General features: G+C 38.5%; 20 protein-coding genes. 8 read left to right on the top strand and 12 right to left on the bottom strand.

Annotated features, from left to right (window positions below; translation table 11 throughout):
- Positions 1–12: 12 nt before the first annotated feature.
- The gene (locus ACT53H_RS09005; protein ID WP_474769488.1) at positions 13–1,080 is read left to right on the top strand and encodes a saccharopine dehydrogenase family protein; all 1,068 of its coding nucleotides are present in this window, start codon (positions 13–15) and stop codon (positions 1,078–1,080) included.
- A gap of 201 nt (positions 1,081–1,281) precedes the next feature.
- Entirely contained in the window at positions 1,282–1,857 is a 576-nt protein-coding gene (locus ACT53H_RS09000) for a dihydrofolate reductase family protein (protein ID WP_476009104.1), read from the top strand.
- 65 nt (positions 1,858–1,922) lie between these two features.
- Here ACT53H_RS09000 and ACT53H_RS08995 read toward each other — a convergent pair whose 3' ends face one another.
- Complete coding sequence (locus tag ACT53H_RS08995; protein ID WP_476009103.1) at positions 1,923–2,729, bottom strand: type 1 glutamine amidotransferase domain-containing protein; 807 nt, start codon at positions 2,727–2,729, stop codon at positions 1,923–1,925.
- 76 nt (positions 2,730–2,805) lie between these two features.
- The gene (locus ACT53H_RS08990; protein ID WP_004792109.1) at positions 2,806–3,222 is read right to left on the bottom strand and encodes a MerR family transcriptional regulator; all 417 of its coding nucleotides are present in this window, start codon (positions 3,220–3,222) and stop codon (positions 2,806–2,808) included.
- Positions 3,223–3,373: 151 nt separating this feature from the next.
- On the opposite strand from ACT53H_RS08990, the gene ACT53H_RS08985 reads away from it, so the two are divergent.
- Complete coding sequence (locus tag ACT53H_RS08985; protein WP_476009102.1) at positions 3,374–4,066, top strand: type 1 glutamine amidotransferase domain-containing protein; 693 nt, start codon at positions 3,374–3,376, stop codon at positions 4,064–4,066.
- 92 nt (positions 4,067–4,158) lie between these two features.
- On the opposite strand, the gene ACT53H_RS08980 is transcribed toward ACT53H_RS08985, so the two are convergent.
- Together ACT53H_RS08980 and ACT53H_RS08975 are read right to left on the bottom strand one after the other, a co-directional pair.
- Positions 4,159–5,364 carry an NAD(P)/FAD-dependent oxidoreductase gene (locus tag ACT53H_RS08980; RefSeq protein WP_476009101.1) on the bottom strand — a complete coding sequence of 402 codons (1,206 nt, stop codon included), beginning with the start codon at positions 5,362–5,364 and terminating at the stop codon, positions 4,159–4,161.
- A gap of 158 nt (positions 5,365–5,522) precedes the next feature.
- Entirely contained in the window at positions 5,523–6,071 is a 549-nt protein-coding gene (locus ACT53H_RS08975) for an RrF2 family transcriptional regulator (RefSeq protein ID WP_476009100.1), read from the bottom strand.
- A gap of 382 nt (positions 6,072–6,453) precedes the next feature.
- Here ACT53H_RS08975 and ACT53H_RS08970 point away from each other — a divergent pair, with 382 nt between their 5' ends.
- Positions 6,454–6,822 (top strand): hypothetical protein, encoded by a 369-nt coding sequence (locus tag ACT53H_RS08970; protein WP_476009122.1) that lies wholly within the window; start codon positions 6,454–6,456, stop codon positions 6,820–6,822.
- Between the two features lie 57 nt (positions 6,823–6,879).
- On the opposite strand, the gene ACT53H_RS08965 is transcribed toward ACT53H_RS08970, so the two are convergent.
- The 6 genes from ACT53H_RS08965 to ACT53H_RS08940 all read right to left on the bottom strand — a co-directional run bounded on the left by ACT53H_RS08965 (position 6,880) and on the right by ACT53H_RS08940 (position 13,123).
- Positions 6,880–7,899 (bottom strand): MBL fold metallo-hydrolase, encoded by a 1,020-nt coding sequence (locus ACT53H_RS08965; protein WP_476009099.1) that lies wholly within the window; start codon positions 7,897–7,899, stop codon positions 6,880–6,882.
- A gap of 140 nt (positions 7,900–8,039) precedes the next feature.
- On the bottom strand, positions 8,040–8,609 hold the full coding sequence (locus ACT53H_RS08960; RefSeq protein ID WP_144729852.1) for a TetR/AcrR family transcriptional regulator: 570 nt from the start codon (positions 8,607–8,609) through the stop codon (positions 8,040–8,042).
- Between the two features lie 244 nt (positions 8,610–8,853).
- A complete protein-coding gene (locus ACT53H_RS08955; protein ID WP_476009098.1) occupies positions 8,854–10,161 on the bottom strand; it encodes a PQQ-dependent sugar dehydrogenase in 1,308 nt (435 codons plus the stop codon).
- Between the two features lie 12 nt (positions 10,162–10,173).
- A complete protein-coding gene (locus tag ACT53H_RS08950) occupies positions 10,174–10,599 on the bottom strand; it encodes a DUF2231 domain-containing protein (RefSeq protein WP_476009097.1) in 426 nt (141 codons plus the stop codon).
- A 665-nt stretch (positions 10,600–11,264) separates the two neighbouring features.
- Positions 11,265–12,266 (bottom strand): NADP-dependent oxidoreductase, encoded by a 1,002-nt coding sequence (locus ACT53H_RS08945; protein ID WP_476009096.1) that lies wholly within the window; start codon positions 12,264–12,266, stop codon positions 11,265–11,267.
- A gap of 53 nt (positions 12,267–12,319) precedes the next feature.
- Positions 12,320–13,123, bottom strand: coding sequence for an oxidoreductase (locus ACT53H_RS08940; protein WP_476009095.1), 804 nt, complete (start codon positions 13,121–13,123; stop codon positions 12,320–12,322).
- 237 nt (positions 13,124–13,360) lie between these two features.
- Here ACT53H_RS08940 and ACT53H_RS08935 point away from each other — a divergent pair, with 237 nt between their 5' ends.
- Genes ACT53H_RS08935 through ACT53H_RS08920 form a run of 4 tightly spaced genes read left to right on the top strand, consistent with a single transcriptional unit; the run spans position 13,361 to position 16,955 of the window.
- Positions 13,361–14,374 carry an alpha/beta fold hydrolase gene (locus ACT53H_RS08935; RefSeq protein ID WP_476009094.1) on the top strand — a complete coding sequence of 338 codons (1,014 nt, stop codon included), beginning with the start codon at positions 13,361–13,363 and terminating at the stop codon, positions 14,372–14,374.
- A 24-nt stretch (positions 14,375–14,398) separates the two neighbouring features.
- Positions 14,399–15,262 (top strand): alpha/beta fold hydrolase, encoded by an 864-nt coding sequence (locus ACT53H_RS08930; RefSeq protein ID WP_476009093.1) that lies wholly within the window; start codon positions 14,399–14,401, stop codon positions 15,260–15,262.
- Positions 15,263–15,308: 46 nt separating this feature from the next.
- Positions 15,309–15,695: a hypothetical protein gene (locus ACT53H_RS08925; RefSeq protein ID WP_004792125.1), complete on the top strand. Its 387-nt coding sequence runs from the start codon at positions 15,309–15,311 to the stop codon at positions 15,693–15,695.
- A gap of 9 nt (positions 15,696–15,704) precedes the next feature.
- Positions 15,705–16,955, top strand: a complete 1,251-nt coding sequence (locus tag ACT53H_RS08920) for an NADH:flavin oxidoreductase/NADH oxidase family protein (protein WP_476009092.1) — start codon at positions 15,705–15,707, stop codon at positions 16,953–16,955.
- Between the two features lie 62 nt (positions 16,956–17,017).
- On the opposite strand, the gene ACT53H_RS08915 is transcribed toward ACT53H_RS08920, so the two are convergent.
- Complete coding sequence (locus ACT53H_RS08915) at positions 17,018–17,458, bottom strand: winged helix-turn-helix transcriptional regulator (RefSeq protein WP_107881418.1); 441 nt, start codon at positions 17,456–17,458, stop codon at positions 17,018–17,020.
- A gap of 125 nt (positions 17,459–17,583) precedes the next feature.
- The gene (locus tag ACT53H_RS08910; RefSeq protein ID WP_476009091.1) at positions 17,584–18,516 is read right to left on the bottom strand and encodes a LysR family transcriptional regulator; all 933 of its coding nucleotides are present in this window, start codon (positions 18,514–18,516) and stop codon (positions 17,584–17,586) included.
- Positions 18,517–18,613 lie beyond the last annotated feature (97 nt).

Raw genomic sequence — 18,613 nt, 5'->3', positions numbered from 1 at the left:
AAGAGTAGTGTTATGACAAATCCTAACGATTCAAATTGGATAATCTATGGAGCAAATGGCTACACGGGTGAGTTAATCGCTCGTGAAGCTGTACGCCAAGGTCTAAAACCAACTTTGGCTGGTCGTAACAAAGCCAAGGTTGAAACACTCGCTCAAGAGTTGGGGCTCAACTATAAAGCTTTTGGACTTGATAGCGTAGATGCAGTAAGTGAGCAAATCCAAGGCTTTAAGTTGGTCATGCACTGCGCAGGACCATTTTCAGCGACCTCGAAGCCCATGATGGAAGCTTGTATAAAAGCAGGTGCTCACTATCTCGATATTACTGGTGAAATTGCAGTTTTTGAATTAGCGCAGTCACTTAACAGCCAAGCCGAAAAAGCCGATATCGTGCTTTGTCCGGGTGTTGGTTTCGATGTGATTCCGACAGACTGTGTGGCAGCTGCCTTGAAAGAAGCACTGCCAGATGCGACTCATTTAGCACTTGGTTTCGACTCAAGAACAGGACTTTCACCGGGTACTGCCAAAACCAGTACAGAAGGTATGGCAGAGGGTGGAAAAATTCGTAAAAACGGAAAAATTACTACGGTTCCATTGGCACACTACGTCCGAACTATTGATTTTGGGGACGGTAAAAAAAGTGCTATGAGCGTTCCGTGGGGAGACGTATCTACAGCGTTCTATACAACAGGTATTCCAAACATTGAAGTGTTTGTACCTGCATTTCCCAAAATGATTATGGGCGCGAAAATGATGAACTATGTACGCCCAGTATTAAAACTAAAAGCCGTACAGAAGTTTATTAAGTCGCGTATTGAAAAAACGGTCGTTGGGCCAAATGAGGAACTCCGTGCGAAAGTACCTACCTATGTTTGGGGTGAAGCAAGAAATATGCGTGGGGAAATAAAAACCGCCCGTATCCAAACAGAAAATGCGTATAGCCTTACCGTAAATGGCTCTCTGACTGTGGTGAATTATTTACTCAAAAATACCGTTAAAGGCGGTACATATACACCTGCAAAACTGATGGGCTATAAGCTAGTGACCGAGTTGCCGGGTTCTGGTCCGCTGGTCATTAATTAAAAGTCTTTATTAAAACAGCATGTTTATAAATAATCCCGAACAAGGAGTCATTCTTGTTTGGGTTATTTTTTAAATATTTCAAGTAAATACAGCTTTGTATAGATGAAAGAAAAACAGCAAACAAAACACTCCATAAGAAATAATTCAAATTGAATATACTAAAAAGCGATAAATATTTTTCATAACAAAGGAATGAGAATAGTGAGAAAACTCATACTATTTCTACATGCATCGCTAGATAGTTTTGTGGAAGGTCCAAATGGGGCAATGGACATAGGCTGGATTGCTTACGATGCCGATTTAGCAAATCATGCCAAAGAAGTTTTGAGTACTGCCGATACTGTGATTTGGGGGCGTGCGACTTACCAGATGATGCATAATTACTGGCCAACCATGCTTTCAAACCCAGAAGCTTCAGAACACGAACGCAACCATGCAAAATGGATTGAAAAGACAGAAAAAATCGTTTTTTCAACTACTTTAGATACAGTTGAATGGAATAACTCCAGACTTGTGAAAGACCATGTCGAAGAAGAAATTAATAAACTTAAACAGAAGCAGGGCAAGGATATGGTAATTCTGGGAAGTCCTCGCTTTGCGCATTATCTGATGCAACTTGGTTTAATTGATGAATACAAAATTACGGTTTCGCCTGTGCTGATTGGTAGTGGCTTGCCACTATTCCAAGGTATTCAAGAAAACACTAATCTTAAACTTATTGAAAATAAAACGTTTGCTTCAGGTGCAATAGGCCTTCACTATCAAAAGATTGGCTGATTTTTTATAGTATTTATATGAAAAAGACGAATTACAGAATAGGGCTGTAATTCGTCTTTTTAGATTTATTGAATGCTACTTAAACGCTTAACCACTGCCTCGGCAATTTCTTTACTCGACTGCGGATTTTGTCCTGTAATAATTCTGTCGTCTGAAACTACATATGAGGTAAATGGAACAAATGCTTGTTTATATTTTGCTCCACGTTCAATGAGTCCATTTTGTAGTGAAAAAGGAACTTGAGACTTAATACCCGACAGCGTTTCTTCAATATTTGCGAAACCCGTAACGGTTCTATCTACAATTAAAGGTTTGCCATTTTCATCCTGCAAAGGTAATAAACCACCCACGCCGTGACATACTGCTGAAACGACTCCACCTTGGCGATAGATCTGCTCACTAATGTTCTGCAAAGCTTTATTGGTTGGGAAATCCCACATGGTGCCGTGGCCACCAGTATAATAAATGGCTTTATACTGGGTAGGATTAATCGCGCTCGGAGCTAACGTTGTTTTTAACCGCTGCATAAAGGCTGGGTCAGCTAAATGATCTCGTGCTGATTTGTCTAAATAAATAGACTTTAAGCTACGTTCATCTAGAGGAACCTGACCGCCTAAAGGACTTACAAAATCCATATCATAGCCAGCAGCCAAAGCGACATCATAAAAATGAGTGAGCTCTGTTAGCCAAAGTCCAGTTTTATCCGAACGGGAAGGGTAAGCTGAGTGATTGGTCATCACGACTAAAATTTTTCCATTTGCTTTGCTAAGGTTTTGAGCCTTATCTGACTCTGCGGCATGTGCCACATTGGCAGTCAAAAAAATAGCAAAAATAATTGTTAACCAACGCTGAAAATCCCAAACTTTAAACATCACAGGCTCCTCATCTATCACCTGAGATCCATCGTATGTTTAAAGTGCACTTTAAGGTCAATAGTCCTCTAAGAAATTACGGTGTTTTTGCTTTGTCGTAATAGAGGTTCATGAGTCGTTCTGCATTTTCTTCGCAAGTAATTTCATCTGGTTTGTTATTAATCGCTTCAACCATGGTTCGTAAATTTTGCTTACTCACTTTTAGTTTTTGTTCTAAAAGTTCAATTTCTTGAATTTTTGATTCAAGTGTTTGGATGAGTGCGTCATGGTTCCAACTACTCACTTTTGAAGGGAGAAAAGCTTTAATTTCTGCTAAAGAAAATCCAACTTGCTGGGCTTGCTGAATTAAAGAAAGTTGCTTTAAATCGTTGTCGGTATATTCGCGGTAGCCATTTGATTTTCTTTTGGCTTTAGGCAAGAGTTTGATTTGCTCGTAGTAACGAATTGTAGGGGTACTTAAACCGCTTAGTTTAGATAACTCACTAATATTCATAACCACATACTCTATTGACATTCAAGTTAACTTTAGACTTATAGTCATGTAAAAGCAAGGTTCATAACTTTACTAAGCGCACACTTTCAGTAACAGCTTTCTATGCTTTGATAGATGAAAGAATTATAAATATGAACAATGAGGTGATGAAATGTCTAAACGTATATTACATGTCGTGACCAATGTTTCACGCTATAAAGATATCGATGAACCAACAGGGCTGTGGTTAGGTGAGCTTACCCATGCCTATGACGAATTTGAAACGCAAGGTTATATACAAGATATTGTTAGTCCCAATGGCGGAAAAACCCCGATTGAACCAAAATCATTAGGAGCTTTGGTTTCTGATAAGTCTGTAAAAGCGAGGGAAGATGATCAAGCTTTTATGACTTTATTGGCCAATACTTTTAAGCCTTCTGATATTAATTGGCAAGATTATGACGTGATCTATTACACAGGCGGTCACGGTGTTATGTGGGATTTTTTAGATAATCCTGAACTGCAAGAAATCACCAAAAATATTTATGAAAAGGGTGGCATTGTTTCGAGTGTTTGTCATGGTTATTGCGGCTTGCTCAATATAAGGCTTTCAAATGGCGAACGACTGATAAAAGATAAAAAGTTAACGGGCTTTGCTTGGAGTGAAGAGGTTTTGGCAGGGGTCGCGAAAAAGGTCCCATACAATGCTGAAGAGTTGGCTAAAGAATATGGTGCACATTATGATAAGGCCTTTATTCCATTTGCACCGCACGTGGTTCAAGACGGCAATTTAATTACAGGACAAAACCCATTTTCTGCTAAAAAAACGGCTTTAGCGATAATAGAAGAGTTAGAAAAGTCATAATTTAATGACTAAAAAAGTTCTAAAAGCAAAACCGGTGACGGTTTTGCTTTTCTGCTGTTTAAATAAAGTGGTTTGAACTAGAAAGGCTAAGTTTAAGGAACAATCACAAAATCAGGGTTAGCTATTGCAAAAACTGCTTCACGATCTGCGGCTGGTGGGTAAATCCAGACGGTATTAATTTCTTGTTTAATTTTTTTAGCTTCATCACGTACAAATTGAACCTGACGATCCCAACCTTCGCTATAGAGTGCGCCCCAAGGACCTAAGTCAACACACGTCACATACTTCGGTTGACTGTAGGCATGAAGTGGTAAATCAACCAATTCTGCCGCAGCGTTGTAACCCGCTACACGACCTAGGCTCATGGCATGTTGGCAAGACATCACGTTAAAGTTACCTAAATCATCGGTTGGAACTTTTACAGTGTCGCCCGTCACAAAAATATTTTTTGCTTCAGGTGCATGTAAATAAGCATCCCCTAAAATACGTCCTAAATTATCTTTTTCACCAGTAACTTGAGAGGTGAGTTGGTTGGCTCGCATGCCCGCAGTCCAGATCACGGTTTCTGTTTCAATTCTTTCGCCATTAGAAAGTGTTACCCCTGATGTATCTAGTGCTGTAACTCGTAGCCCAGCTTTACCTTCCACACCAAGCTCGTTAAGAGCTTCTCGAATAACGGTAGCAGCTTGGTCACCCATCGCCGCGCCAATTTCTGTTGAGGAATCAACTAAAACTACACGGACATTAGTTTCACCTAAAATGCTACGCAGACGTTCAGGCATTTCAGTAACGGTTTCTAACCCAGTAAGACCACCACCTGCAACGACCACCGTATTACGCGCTGCATTTGCAGGTTTACTGGCTAAGTTTTTAAGATGTTGGTCTAGTTTTTCAGCATCTTCTAGTGTGCTTACGCTAAAGCCATATTCGGTAAGACCCGGTATTGGCGGCATAAACGTAGTACTTCCGGTTGCCAGAATAAAACGGTCATAGCTTAAAGTTTGTTTGCTGCCATCGGTGGTTGAAACTTCAATTGCCTGTTGGTCGACATCAATTTTATTTACCCAACCTGCCAGAAATTTAACTCCAACCACACTTAATAACTCTGAAATATCAGGGTTCATGTTCTCAAGCACAGCTTCATAAAGACGAGGACGAATCCCAACATTCGGGCTAGGGGAAACCATCACCACTTCAATGTTTTGTTCTTGCGATGCTAAGTGAATTGCTCTTTGTGCAGCGAGTGCAGCCCATAAACCAGCAAAGCCAGAACCTGCAATAATAATACGCTTACTCATTTGATTATCCTTTTGATAGATTTTCGGACAACACATTCCAACTCATCACAAAATTTAGGGTGAGCGAATCCTTTCTCTGATTGTCCGAAAAATCTGAGAAGGCGTTTAAAATGATTACGGGGTGTTATTGCTCTAGGGTTTGAGACCCTTTCAATTCATTAGTCGGGGGTATCCCCTGAGATTTTGTTTTTCCGCATTTTTGCTGTTCTTCCTTCGATGCGTTCATTGATCCAGCCATTTACATCACTAAAAAATACGTCGGGTGCATAACGGCCAAAACGGTCAGCAATATCACCAAGTGTATGAGCACCTAAAGCGTCTCGCATGGCTTTTTCGGCCTGTAGCATGACTGCATGTACTGCACACACACCACTGGTTGCCCAGTCTGGCGGAGCATGATTAAAGACCGCGCATTTACCGCGAACTTCTTGGCACTCAAAAAGCGGTTTTTCACCCTCGATTGCATTCACGATATCTAAAAAACTGATTTCATGAGCGGATCGAGCGAGTAAATACCCACCACGAACACCTTCTTGAGCAATAACGAGACCTGCCTTTTCAAGTTTAGGAAAAATCTTGGCCATAAAACTTGGAGAGACTCCTTGTAATTCAGCAAGATCCTTACTACTCAAAGGTTTGTCTTCATTGTTCACAAGAAAAAGGAGACAGTGAATCGCATACTCGACGCTACTAGTGATATAAGCCATTTAATTTCATAATTGATCAATTACAAACACAGACTAATGCAGTCTGTGTTTTAAGTCAATAATAAAACTAAGACAAAGTTAGTCCTAGTTTTAAATAAACGCTATCAAAGTGTTAATTATGAATATATCTAATTGAATAATTTAAATTTTAATAAATAAAAATATTTTATTGATTTCTTTTAATCGTACGGATGTCTAATAGATGTTTAATCAAATAGTTCACAACTTATAAGTAAGATAGAGGAAGGGGATAGACACTTATCATTTATTTATAGAGTCTTTTAAATTATATTTATGTAGATTGTTTCAATTAAAATATTGAATAGCTTTATCTGAATAAAAATATTTTTAGATAGCATGATGAATGAATAAGAGAGTTGTTTTGAAAACTGAATTTATTATTAGATGTATTTATGCACTTTGTCTTATCGGTGCAGGGTTCAACCATTTGCAAACAGTTCTAATGCACGGTTTGTTTTGGGATTATAACAATGCACCACTATTTACCTGTATTTATTGGACATCTTTAACCTTTATTGATCCACTTGCAGCAATTCTTCTATTTTATAGACCACGTATCGGCTTAATTCTAACTTTTCTCATTATATTTAGTGATGTCATTCACAACACTTGGATTACATTAAAAGTGGGCCGAGACTTGCTCAACTATATGTATATTTCCCAATTTTTATTTCTGTTTTTTGTTTTGTGCACAATTAAGTTTCCTTGGAAGGCACATAAGGCAAGTTAAAATATTAAAATTGGAGAGCAAAAGCATTCTTTTACTCTCCAAATAATTTCTTCAAACTTAAGATCGCCACCAATAATTTTCGACATTTGGTTCATTAAGATTCAATAGTTCACCCATTTGTGGCGTGCTAATCGCTAACGCATTTTCTTTAGCCAAACCGACAATACGTTCAAACGGGTCATCCCAAGCATGAAGTGCCAAGTCAAAAGTACCGTTATGCACAGGCAACAAATGACGACCTTTTAAATCGATATGTGCTTGTAAAGTTTGCTCTGGCTGCATGTGAACATCTGGCCACTCAGGGTCGTAAGCGCCCGTTTCTAACATGGTCAAATCAAACGGACCATAACGATGTCCAATCTCTTTAAACCCATCGAAATAGCCTGTGTCACCGCTAAAAAACACACGTAAGTCATTATCAATAATCACCCACGAAGCCCAAAGCGTCGCATTGCTATCGCCCATACCACGGCCTGAAAAATGATGAGCAGGGGTAGCCACCAATTTTAGTCCATCCACATGGGTAGTATCCCACCAATCGAGTTGTTGAACTTTTTCTGCTGGAATTCCCCATTTAATGAGTGTGTCACCCACACCAAGCGGTGTTAAAAAATGCTCAACTTTATCGTTAAGCTGCATAACCGCATGATAGTCGAGGTGGTCGTAGTGGTTATGCGACAAAATCACGCCTTTAATGGGTGGTAAGTCCGCAATGCTAATTGGTGGCTGGTGGAAACGTTTTGGTCCAAGCCATTGAAAAGGTGATGCACGCTCTGAAAAAACTGGGTCGGTTAACCAAAATTCATTTTGCAGTTTTAACAAGATGGTTGAGTGGCCCAAACGAAATAGAGAGCGATCGGGTGCACTTAACAACTGTTCTTTCGACAAACTTAAAACAGGAATTTCTCTATTTGGAACGGTGTCTTTTGGTTTGTTAAATAGAAACTTCCACATGAGCTGGAGCGTTTTGCCAAAAGAAGGCTTGTGTTGGTTTGGACGCGTATTTCTAAATTTGCCATTGTGCTGCTGTGATGGCATTAAGGGAGCAGGCAAGTCTGTTGTGTTTAAAATAGTCATTTTGTTTTTCCTTATTGGAACAAACCTATATGTGCAAATAAGAACTTGGGCTAAGTGCTTATTTTGATTTATTTAAATGAGTATTTGCTCACTCATTAATTGCTTTAAAAATAAGGACGCCGCGCATCCTTAACTTTTATCTAAATTGAAACTGCATGCCAAAACGCTTCAAAACCAGATTTACGATAACGCTCGGTTTGAGAAGGGTCTTGGGTAATAAAATTAAGTGTAACTTCGGCAAGCGCACCTAAAATTGAAGCAATAAATAACGGTGGATAATCTCTTAATTTGCCATCGTTAATACGTTCTTGAATGTTTTGGGTGAGGTCACAAAAGGTTTGCATGCCAATTTGTTTGCTTTGTTCAGTAATTTGTTCCGAGGTTGAAAGCTGTGCCATGACTTTACGTTTAAGAGGAGCTTCTAAACTCCAGTCCAAATAGCTTTGCCAAATATGTGACATTTGTGTTTGTAGGTCAGAATCAGTAGGGTAACCAAGCATCATGACCTGACGTAGTTCAGCCTTTAGTGAAAGATATAACTGGTTCAGCAGTTCTTCTTTATTACTAAAATAGGTAAATAAAGTACCTTCTGCTACACCAGCGACTTTTGCAATTTTTGAGGTAGACGCACGCTCGCCAAGCTCTGCTAATGTTTCAATAGCAGCGCTTAAAATTGCATTCCGTTTATCTTCACTACGAGGACGAGCCATATATAAATACATTAATTGAGTGATTACTCAATCATACATAAAAATAATGAGAGAGCAAGACAATATGAATATATTTATGTCTATTCTTTAAAGTTTCAATAAATTGATTTTGTTCTAAAGATAATGAGGATAGTTTCAGGACTATTTGGTCTCAAAAGAGCAGCTCAAATTTAACCTGCCAATCAATTCAAAATAATGAAAGTCAGCTTAAGTTTGAGCATGCAAAGTTATACTAAATGAGTATTTATTGAATACTTACTCGCCAGATCGCATTCCCAACATCATCTGCAACCAGTAAAGCTCCTGAGCGATCTTGTGTTAGGCCTACAGGTGCACCATACAAACTCTTTTGATCTTGAGAGTAAAAACCACTCACTACAGGCTTAGGAATTCCTGTTGGTTTACCATTTATAAATGGGATGAACACTACGTTGTAACCATTTAAGGGGGTTCTATTCCAACTACCATGATTACTTACAAAAGCACCTTTTTTAAATTGATCACCAAGATTTGTTGTTTCCGATGCAAACCATAAACCTAAAGGTGCAACATGAGAGCCTAATGAATAATCTGGCTTAATTGCTTTTTTAACCAAATCTGGGCGTTGTTGTTTTACACGTGTATCTAAATGCTGACCAAAATAACTATAAGGCCATCCATAGAAACCTTTATCTTGTACAGCAGTTAGATAGTCAGGAACTAAACTTCCACCAATTTCGTCTCGCTCATTTACTATGGCGAAAAGTTGATTGGTTTCAGGTTCTATTTGTAAACCTGTTGGATTTCGTATTCCACTTGCATAGATACGACTAGCGCCAGTAAGTACATCAACTTCAAGTACAGTTGCTCGGCGATATTCAACAGCTAAACCTTTTTCACCAATATTACTATTCGAACCAACACCAACATATAGCTTGGTTCCATCTTTACTGGCGACTAAAGATTTTGTCCAATGATGGTTAATTGTGTCCGGTAAATCTGCTAGAACTGTTCCCGTATCATTAATAGAGGTTGAGCCTTCTACATAATGATATTTAGTAATGTTGTTTGTATTGGCAACGTATAAAGAGTCACCAATGAGCTGAACACCAAAAGGAGAATAGAGATTTTTTAGGAAAACATATCGTTTCCATTCACCTGTTTCAGTTGGTCGTAATAAGGTTATTTGGTTTCCACCTTTTCCGCCCTTTCCAGAAAGGCCTTTAACTTTATTTGCAATAAGCTGTTTTGGTGTCGTAGTCGGTGCTTCCCCTGGGCTATTCGATTCAACAACTAAAATATCGCCATTTGGAAGTGTGTAAAGCTGTCTTGGGTGTAATAATTTATCGGCAATTTTTTCAATTTTTAAACCTTGTGCGACAACAGGTTTTTGATTTTCTGCCCAACCCACTCCTCGGGGAACTTTCATAGGAGGAACTAAATAATTTTGGGCTTCTGGTAACTCAGGATTTGCACCATACTGTTTATCAAGATCAATAACATTTTCTTTACTACATCCAAATAGTGCTAAGTTCATTAAAAAAAATAATGTGGTTTTATAGATAGTTTTCATATTCCCTTCCTATTAATCTTCTACATCATTTCTAGCAGTCGACTCATATATGTAATAAATACAAATTAATAAAACAGTGATGAAAGAAAGAATTACGTTAGCAGGAACAATCCCATACGCATCTCGACTATGTATAAAAGCATTAAAGATTCCGCTCACTATGGCAAAACCATAAAGGAAAAAACCAGCTATTTCAGCTTTCCTGATACTTTGTATTGGTCGAAACCACACATAAAATAAATTAATTAAACGAGGAATAATGGCAAAAATTAGTCCCAACACAACGAGCCAACTCGCTGCATTGGCCCATAATATTTCACCTGTATTTTTATAAGTAATATCAAAAATTAAAGCTCCAACAAAAAAACCAAATGGAATAGGATTTAATAATGAATAAAGGGTGAAAAGCACTCCATTTCTTGATCTTACTATTTTCATAATCCATCCTTTTTTATAAAAAGAGTATTATTTTTATATATTCATATAAATATTTTGGATGTTTGTTTTTTGTAATGTTAATTTAGTAAATTACTTCCATTTATTATTTGGTTAGGATAGAGGTATGTTTATATGAAATAAAGTTTTTTTATAGGATTTTATTGAATTAACTTAGTGATTTTTTTGAAATTTAAATTTTTTATTAATTTAATTTATGAAAAAATTTTTATTAAAAATAAATGTTTATGATTTATTTATGCTTGTGGATATATTATATAATAATATTTTAAGTGCTTATTAGGTTAATTTATTTGAAACAAAAAACAATTGTTTTAAAAATAATGTTTCAAGGTTTGTACTTTTTTGTTGTCTTAAATAATTTAAAATAAAACTTGGTTTTAGATATTTTATTATATTTGATTTACATCAAGAATGGGTAGAGAAAAAATTAATGAGGAAGTCTATTTCATTAATTTAAAAGCCAATATATCAAAACAAAAAGCTTCTATGTTTTTTGTGGGATTAATGGGGCAATGGTTCAGCTTTTAGACCAGAACAAACCAGATGAAAGACAAATAAAAAGCCTCATTTTGAAGCTTTTTATATCAGCTTTAAACAATAGAGGCTGTGCCTGATTATGTTGTTGAGTTTGACCTACAAACTGTTTAATAGTCAGCTATATTTAACACCACTTTCCCTTTTGATCTGCCAGCATTTACATATTGAAGCGCTTCTTTGATTTGAACAAAGCCATAGGTCTGGTCAACCACAGGTTTAATTTTTCCAGCTTCTACCAGTTCAGTAATTTTTGAGAGCTGTTGACCATTTGGCTGCATAAATAAAAATGTATAAGTAATGCCGCGTTTCTTTGCTTTATGTCGAATTGACCAGCTTAACATCGGGATAACACATTTTAGGAACCAGTTCGGATTAATTGCCTCTGCAAAAGCATGGTCAGGTGGTCCTGAAATACTAATAAGACGTCCACCGCGTTTAAGAACGTTTAGTGATTTTTCTAAGGTTTTCCCGCCTTGTGTATCTAAAACTACGTCGTAGTCTTTAAGCTCCTGCTCAAAGTCCATTGTTTTATAGTCAATGATGATGTCGGCGCCTAGCTCTTTCACCCAACCACTATTTTTGCCACTGGTTGTGGTTGCAACCGTAGCGCCAAGTGATTTGGCAAGTTGAATTGCAATTGAACCCACACCACCTGAACCTGCATGAATAAGTACTTTTTGACCAGCTTTAACTTTTGCAATTTCAACCAGCGCTTGCCAGGAAGTTAAGGAAACTAAAGGTAGGGCTGCTGCTTGTTCCATCGAAATATTTTGCGATTTAAGCGCCAGTGAAGACGCTTGAACGACCGTATATTCAGCAAAAGCACCGTTTAAATCGGTCTTGGCATAGACTTCATCTCCGACTTTAAACTGAGAAACCTTCGAGCCTACTTCTACAACTGTACCTGCAAAATCATTGCCTAAGATGAAAGGAAATAGGACGGGCAGAATTGCCTTAAAATCACCCTCTAAAACTCTTAAGTCCAGAGGATTAATACTGGCTGCATGTACTTTAACCAGTACTCCATTTTCGGTTAAAGAGGGTTTGGGTTGTTCATTGATTTGTACATCATCAATCTTGCCGTAGCGGGTTATATAAGCTGCTTTCATTTGGAACCTCTATTCTTTTTGAAATTTTTTAATGTTTTAGTTTTGATTCTGCACTACACCTTCATGCTTCGCTGAACTAGCTTGTCAAAGACTTTGACAGGAGCAAAGCGACGAAGAGCTTTTAATTTTTTTGCAGTTTTACCTGCTGTATAGCGAGGTACGACGTCTTGACTCTCAATGACATTTAAAATGGTATGGGCCACTACACTCGGGTCATCTGACTTATTAATTGAATGAATCATTTGTTTGTGTAGCTTTTCACGCGTTTGATCGTAAAAAGAAACTTTATTGTCTGCTTCAAGTAAGTTTACTCCTAAAGAAGTATTCGTATAAGCAGGTTCAATCAAAGATACACGAATACCTTGTGATCTTAACTCGTGGTCTAAAGACTCAGAATAACCTTCAAGTGCATGTTTAGACGCCGAATAAAGAGCGCCAAAAGGCATAGGCACAAGTCCAAGAATTGAACTGATATTTAAAATAAGCCCTGATTTTTTCTGACGCATGTGCGGAATAACTGCGCGAGTCATTCGAACAGCACCAAAAAAATTAGTATCAAAAATAGCCTGTGCTTGTTGCATTGAGCTTTCTTCAGCACCAGCGGGTGAAATTGCAAACCCAGCATTGTTAATTAAGACATCAATTCGACCTTCATTTGCTATTACTTTTTCAATGGCTTGAGCGACTGAGTCATCTTGATTTACATCTAACTCAATCAGATGAAATTTATAGTTTGATGAGTTTTTTGCTTGTCGGCTTGTGCCATAAACAGTAAATCCTGCCTCATGTAAAAGGTCTGCGGTTGCTAACCCAATACCCGAAGATGCGCCTGTAATGAGAACTACTTTGCTGGTCATATCATGTTCCTTACTTAAACTTTGTCGCCTGAACCAAATCAATTCCGGCTTGATTTTTTCATCATAATCTAAAAATAAAATAGTTACTACTAAAAAGATAGTGACAATATATTTTTGCCTGTGTATAGTGAGTATTAAATCGATACTTACTCTGTTTTTTATCTTTTCTCCCTTTGAAAGATCACTCATAAAAAACAGATAAATCAGATCAATGAATTAAATTTGAGGATCAGAGAAATGAAGTTTTTATTAAATACAGTGGCTATGAGTTTGACGGCGTTATCTGTTTTTAGCGCTCCCTTAACTCAGGCAGAGGTTGTGCCATCGGTTTCTTTTAATGAACCGTCAATTCAGGCACATAAAGTGTCATCAATTGCCGTTAGCAATCTGCAAGCAGGGCAAAACGCCGAGCAAGATACAAATTGGAAGAATGTACCCACTCAATTTATTAATGCAGGTGGCGTTAACTTCGCTTACCGAGAATATGGTCAACAAAACGGTGGAACGCCTGTCATCTTCTTAAATCACTTGGCGGCTGTTCTAGATAATTGGGACCCACGAATTATTGATGGAATTGCGGCTAAACATCATGTGGTGGTGTTTGATAATCGTGGTGTTGGTGCTTCTACAGGTAAACCAGCCCAGTCGATTGAGCAAATGGCAGACGATGCGATTGCATTCATTCAAGCAAAAGGCTTTAAGCAAGTTGATTTATTTGGCTTCTCGATGGGTGGCATGATTTCACAAGAGATTGCTTTGAAGCAGCCGAATTTAGTTCGAAAAATGATTTTGTCGGGAACTGGTCCTGCGGGTGGTACAGGCATTAGTACGGTTGGACGAATTTCTAATTGGGATTTAGTTCGTGGAATGGTGACTGGCCAAGACCCTAAGGTTTATCTTTTCTTCACGCGTACAGAAAATGGTAAAGCTGCCGCTAAACAGTTTATTCAACGTATTAACGAACGTACCGAAAATCGCGATAAAGAAATCACCATTTCTGCTTACCGTGCCCAGCTTAAAGCACTCAAAAAATGGGGAAGTAAGAAACCTTCCGACCTTTCTTTGATTCAACAACCTGTGTTAGTTGCTAATGGCGATCATGACCGAATGGTCCCAACTGTGAACACCTATGATTTGGCAAAACGTTTGCCGAATAGTTCTCTCGTAATCTATCCCGATGCTGGCCATGGTGGAATTTTTCAATTCAATGAAGATTTTGTAAAACAATCACTTACATTCTTAGCGAAATAAGAACTTAAATTTAGGATAATGACGATGACAACAATTACACACCAAACAGCCGAGACCCAATTCATTGAAGTAGATGGAGCAAAATTTGCCTATCGTCGATGGGGTAACTCAAATACAGGGCAACCACCGCTATTTTTTCTTCAACACTTTCGAGGCGGTTTAGATAACTGGGACCCAATCATTACCAATGGTTTGGCACAAGGGCGTGAAGTCATTTTGTTTAATGGTCGAGGCATAGCTTCATCTACAGGTCAGCCTCGTACCCGTATTGAAGATATGGCAGATGATGCAGCCGCTGTCATTCGTGCATTGGGCCTAAAACAAGTTGATTTATTAGGCTTTTCACTCGGTGGGTTTCAGGCACAAGATTTAGTACGCCGTCATCCTGAACTTGTAAGAAAGCTGATGCTTTTAGGTACAGGGCCAAGAGGGGGTAAACCACGCGGTGACGACCCAGAAGTGGCGACATTAGTATTGAAACATGCCACAACTGCTGTGCCATCTGAAGAAGACTTTCTCTTTTTATTTTTTGGCCGATCTGAAGCTGCTATTCAAGCGGGCCGTGAATTTTGGCAACGTCGACATGAACGCAAAGATCAAGATACCCCAAGCTCAGTTGAAGTCATGCAGGCACAAATCGAGGCCAATATGCATTTCTTACCTAAACTTGATGAACAAGATCCATTTGCGCATTTACGTGAGATTAAACAACCTACTTTTATTTTAAATGGTGTTGATGATGTGATGATTCCGACCATCAACGCCTATCACATGGCACTTAACATTCCAAACGCGCAGCTATTTATCTATCCAGATGCAGGACATGGCGCTCAATTTCAATACCCTGAACGCTTTGTAAAGCATGCAAGCCAGTTTTTAGATGAATAAATGCATGAGTTCGAGCTAATCAATTTGATGAATCAAGAAGGCAAAAATCATGAAATTTAAATTGTTGCTGTGGATGCTCACTAAGCTCATGCAGCGTGCGGTAAAAAAGAATCCGAAATGTGCAGCGTTTGTGAATGATAAAAATGTCACCTTTCAGATTCAGACGGCAAGTGGTGAAGGGCGATATTTTGAAGTCAAGAATGGCAAGATTAACTCTTATTCAGGGCTAACCAAGTCGCCAAGTTTTATCTTTACATTTAAGACTGCGAGTAAAGGATTCGCCGTATTGTCTGCTAAAGACAGCGTGAATACGTTTTTAACTGCACTAAAAACACAAGACCTCGTCATTAGTGGAAATTTTGTAGATGTAATGTGGTTTCAAAGTTTAGTGGACTTTATTCAACCTCATTCAAAATCATCTTTAACTGTGTGAGATAAGACCATGGCTCAACCGCAATTAAAAACTAATCTCTTAAATCAGCCATTAATGTTACCCAATGGCTTTAGCATTCCAAACCGACTAGCGAAGGCTTCAACCAGCGAAACCTTAGCCACCTATTCAAATAATCCAACTGAAAAACATGTGCGGTTATATCAGCGCTGGGCTGCATCAGGAATTGGGATGATCATTAGTGGCAACATTATGATTGACCGACGTGCCTTGGGTGAGGCGGGTAATGTGGTTGTTGAAGATGAACGTGATTTGGCGATTTTACAAAAATGGGCAAAATCGGTGACCGAGCAAGGTTCTCAGTTGTGGGCACAGTTAAATCACCCAGGGAAACAGTCAACCAAAGGGTTAAATGTCCGTACTATTTCTGCATCGGCAGTGCCGTTTGGGCCAGAAATGCAATCTTTATTTGCGACGCCTGATGAAGCTGCACAAGCAGAGATTATAGATATTATTCAGCGTTTTGGTCGTAGCGCAGCGATCTGTAAAAAGGCTGGATTTAGTGGCGTTGAGATTCATGCTGCACATGGTTATCTGATTAATCAGTTCTTGTCGCCCTTACATAATTTAAGAAATGATGAATGGGGTGGTACACCTGAAAAACGCCGTCGTTTCTTAATGGAAGTTTATGCAGAAATCCGCAAACAAGTCGGTAAAGAGTTTCCGATTGCGATTAAGCTTAATTCGGCAGACTTTCAAAAAGGCGGTTTTACCGAACAAGACTCGTTAGAAACCATTCAGGCTTTAGCAGATGCAGGCATTGACCTTATAGAAATATCAGGCGGCACCTATGAATCAGGTGTAGCCAAAGCGCCACAAAAAGCATCGACCATTGCCCGTGAAGCTTTCTTTATTGATTTCGCAGAAAAAGTTAGAAAACTTGTAAAAACACCGTTAATGGTTACAGGTGGTTTTCGAACCGTAGAAGGCATGAATCAAGCTTTGCAGTCTCAAGCGTGTGATGTTATTGGGATTGCGCGAATTATGGCGATTGAACCTGATGTACCCAAACTTTTACTGGCAGGCAAAAATGGTCTTCAGTCGGTGCATCCTATCAAAACAGGCATTAAGAAAGTCGATAGTCTGGGGGTTATGGAAGTACTTTGGTACACCCAACAAATAAAACGCATGGGTAAAGGTCGAGAGCCAAAACCTCATGAAAGTGGTTTATGGGCATTTATTAAATCGATTTTACGTAGTGGTTGGGGAACGTATGCCACCCAACGGGCACGGGCAAAGTAACCTATTTACTTTACATGAACCCAATAAAAAGCACTCTAATTGAGTGCTTTTATCTATTTAACTTATCCGATTTTTTGACTAATCGGGCGAGTACCAATTTCGGCACCAGTAACTTGATCAATCACAATTGGCTTAATTTCAGTGCCTTGTTCTGCATCAAGAAAAGTCACCATTTTTTCGGGTTGTTCAAAGGGTTTATGTTTTCTACCCCATGCACCAATCACAAATAAAGCTGGTAAAAAATCTTTACCCGCTTCAGTTAATAGGTACTCTTCACGTGGCGGATGTTCAGAATATTGTCTTTTTTCGAGTAAGCCTTCCTCTACTAAAACAGACAAACGTTTAGTTAGCATGGTTGGTGCAATACCTAAACTTTTACGGAACTGATCAAAACGTGTAAAACCCGCATGAGCATCACGTAAAATCAACATACTCCACGCATCACCGAGAACAGAAAGACTTCTAGCGATTGGGCAGACTTCAAGATTGCTATTTTTACTCATATCGAATTAATAAACCCAATAGTAACTACTAAAAAAATACTAACACAATTCCACTAAATAAGCTATTACACTCGTCATGCCGATTGATAAGTTATAGTTAAAAAACGGTGTACTTCAATGTAAATTTAATCCTGCCAATAAGGTGTTTCACCATAGACTTCAGCAAAATAATCAATAATTACCCGAATATTTAAAGGCGGATGACGCACATTCGGATAAATTGCTGCGATGTGCTGTGGTTGCGATTTAATAGAGGATTCATATTGAGGTAAAAGTTTGATTAATTTGCCATTCTTTAAAGCCTCACCAATTAACCAGTCAGGAAATAAAACAATTCCCATTCCATTAAGTGCAGCCATCATTAAGCTTTCAGCATTATTTGAAGCAAGTAAGGGCACAATTGGATAATGTACCCATTCCTCATCGGGTTTTCTCACTAACCAACGATTAGGACCTTCAAATCCTTTATAGACTAAACATTTATGATCATGGAGTTGTTGGGGATGATCAAGCGTGCCGTATTTAGCAATGTAAGTAGGCGATGCTGCCAAATGATATTTTTGTGTGCCGAAAATACGTGCATGAAACGATGAGTCTGTCAGGGTTCCAATACGAAAAATTAAATCGGTACTATCCCGAAGAGGGTCTATAAATTCATCCGTCTGAATGAGTTCTATTAAAAGTCTTGGATACCGTTCTGACAAACCCGCTAACCAAGGCGCAATATGCCGTTGACCAAAAAATACGGGTGCATTAATTCGGACCAGTCCAGAGGGTTCTATTGTTTTATCTTGCAATGCCTTTTGGGCTTCATCAAATTGCTCTGTAATTCTTTTGGCATATTCAAAAAATAATTTACCCGATTCGGTCGGAGTGATTGCTCTTGTATTTCGATAGAAAAGTTGCTGCCCTAACGCATCTTCTAACTGTTGAATGGTTCGAGAAATCATCGATGCCGACACATCTTCTTTTCTCGCCACAATAGAGAAGTTTTGAGCATTATATACACTGATAAAAAAGCGAAGGGTACGAATATCAATCGAATTGGTTAAATTCATTTGTGCAATTTCTGCAAAAGTGATTCATGAATTATGCTGTTTTTCTAATGAATTGACTACTCTAAGATTCGTTGTCTAAATAAAATGAGGCAATGTT

This window comes from Acinetobacter sp. DMC2, assembly GCF_056314305.1.
This window is presented reverse-complemented; position numbering and strand designations above follow the sequence as displayed.